General features: G+C 33.4%; 3 protein-coding genes. 1 reads left to right on the top strand and 2 read right to left on the bottom strand.

All coding sequences use genetic code 11. From position 1 onward, the window contains the following. Window positions 1–935, bottom strand: a 935-nt coding sequence (locus KQI94_RS15890) for a YhdH/YhfP family quinone oxidoreductase (protein ID WP_216432342.1), incomplete at its 3' end; no start/stop codon positions are given. Between the two features lie 125 nt (window positions 936–1,060). Here KQI94_RS15890 and KQI94_RS15885 point away from each other — a divergent pair. Beyond that, window positions 1,061–1,486, top strand: a complete 426-nt coding sequence (locus tag KQI94_RS15885; protein WP_010775698.1) for a MarR family transcriptional regulator — start codon at window positions 1,061–1,063, stop codon at window positions 1,484–1,486. A gap of 99 nt (window positions 1,487–1,585) precedes the next feature. Here KQI94_RS15885 and KQI94_RS15880 read toward each other — a convergent pair. Next, window positions 1,586–1,836, bottom strand: a 251-nt coding sequence (locus tag KQI94_RS15880) for a hypothetical protein (RefSeq protein WP_216454631.1), incomplete at its 5' end; no start/stop codon positions are given.

Here is a 1,836-nt window from a genome sequence, read left to right as displayed (position 1 = left end):
GTGCTAGGAAGTTCTTCCAATAAAATACTAGTAAATAGAGTTGTATCAGTTATATTCCACTCCTGTGCTAACTTTGTCCAAATCATTTGTCTATACTCATGTGAGATATTTACTGAATCAATACCAATGAGATTAATACCACGTAAAATAAAGGGCAACACAGTTGTATTTAATGTCAGTCCTCCGGCATTTCCACACAACGATACGCTTCCTTGATAATACACATATGGAAGTAAGCTCGAAACCAAATTACCACCAACAGTATCCAAAATATAATGGAATGTTTGCTTAGATAATGGTTTTTGATCAAATTCAAAATCGCTCAAAAGAATAACGCGGGTGGCTCCTAATTTTTTTACAACTTCAATTTGGTTTTCTTTTCTAACCAAGGCGGTGATATTTTTATAGCCGATTTTTGAAAGGATTTGTAAACCAATACTACCTACCCCACCAGATGCCCCGGTGACTAAAATGGCTTGGTCAAGATCCTTATCCATTCCATTTTTCTCTAACTCAAAAATTGATAATGCAGCAGTAAGGCCAGCTGTTCCAAAAATCATTGCGTCTTTCATTGACAAGTTTTCTGGCAACGGCACAACCCAAGAAGAAGGAACTCTTGCATATTCTGAAAATCCTCCAGTATGACTCATTCCCATAGTATATCCAGTTACTAAGACTTGCTGACCTTTTGAATATCTCGAATCTGTAGACTCTTCAACAGTTCCACTCAAGTCAATTCCAGGTATCATAGGATAACTACGTATTACGCCACCATTTTTTTGTACAGCTAACATATCTTTGTAATTTACTGAAGAAAATGCTACTTTTATTAAGACTTCACCAGTATCTAACATATCAACTTTTGTTTGTTGCTCCACTTGATAAGTAACTCGCCCTTCCTCTTCTCGCACAACCAATGCTTTAAAAGTATCCATAATTTTTCTTCCTTTCTTTAATCAATAGCTTCTTTGACAAAATAGTTTTGCAACAAAACTATTTGCAATTAGAATTTAACATGTTACTATTGTTCTGTCAAATAAGTATTGGAGGTAGTTATTCCATGGTAGAGAATTGTATAAATTTCTTGCTAAGTGTTTCTCAACATAAAGTTTTTAAATACTATAGTAAATTATTAGAAGAACAAGGCATTACGCCAGCGCAAGTGGGGATATTAACCTGTATATGGTCCAAGAATAATAATAAAATGACACCTAAAGAAATAGGCCTAAGACTTCATTTAGAAGCACCCACAGTATCAGGAATTCTAGATAAGATGCAAAAACTGGAATTAATCCATAGAGAAGTTGATCCTGATAATCGACGTGTGGTGTTTGTCACCACAACAGAAAAAGCAGATACAATGAGAGCAGATATAGAGAGAGCAACGGAAAAAATGAATAAACAGGTACTCCAAGACTTTTCCTCTGAAGAAACTGACTTACTTCAAAAGCTACTAACAAGACTAATTAACTCTAAACTTAGTTAGTTTAAGTGATCTCTCAGTTAAAAAAGTAGAATAACATAACAAAAACCCCGGTCATAAGATTGGGGTTCGTTGCATTTTATTTTGACATGTAGGAGTATATTATAGTGGATGAATTATAACATAAAATGTGACGCTAAAATGTTTGTTTAATAGCATTTTAGCGATTTTAAAATAACTAAAAACTGAAATAAAACCACTGAGTAAAATGCAGATCAAATGAGATATTATATAACTAATCATCAAATAGGTTTTAATTTTTCTTAGTTCTCTTTTTAATGTATCTTCAGCCGTTTTCCAATAATGAATTTTATGTTGATTCTGATTACGGGCTAATATGATAAATCTTAGTC

This window comes from Enterococcus sp. S183_ASV_20 (assembly GCF_018919685.1).
Lineage (GTDB): Bacteria > Bacillota > Bacilli > Lactobacillales > Enterococcaceae > Enterococcus > Enterococcus faecalis.
Note: the sequence above shows the minus strand (reverse complement) of the source record. Positions and strands in the feature narration are given on the sequence as shown.